Source organism: Massilia sp. CT11-108 (genome assembly GCF_047302915.1).
Lineage (GTDB): Bacteria > Pseudomonadota > Gammaproteobacteria > Burkholderiales > Burkholderiaceae_D > Telluria > Telluria orientalis.
This window is the reverse complement of record NZ_JBKYMO010001291.1, coordinates 1-400: the sequence shown is the minus strand read 5'-3', so window position 1 is coordinate 400 and position 400 is coordinate 1. Positions and strand designations below refer to the sequence as shown.

At 70.0% G+C, this 400-nt stretch carries 1 pseudogene; it reads left to right on the top strand.

What is annotated here, in order from left to right:
- Positions 1–400: pseudogene (locus ACEN88_RS34455) on the top strand (chemotaxis protein CheA); the annotation flags it as partial.

The window sequence follows — 400 nt, the reverse complement described above, 5'->3', positions numbered from 1 at the left end:
GCGGCGCGGCCGGCCACTGGCACATCTCGCTGCGCTTCGGCCCCGACGTGCTGCGCAACGGCATGGACCCGCTGTCGTTCATCCGCTACCTGGGCCAGCTGGGCACCATCACCGGCATCGCGACGATCGCCGACGACCTGCCGGCGCTGGACGAATTCGATCCCGAGTCGTGCTACCTCGGCTTCGAGATCGGCTTCCACAGCAGCGCCGACAAGGCGACGATCGACGGCGTGTTCGACTTCGTGCGCGACGACTGCGCGATCCGCATCCTGCCGCCCGAGAACCGCCTCGCCGAATACCTCGCGTGGCTGGACGAGGCGCCGGCGCAGCGCGAGCGCCTGGGCCAGATGCTCGTTCGCTGCGGCAGCGTCACCGCGCACGAACTGGAACACGCGCTGGC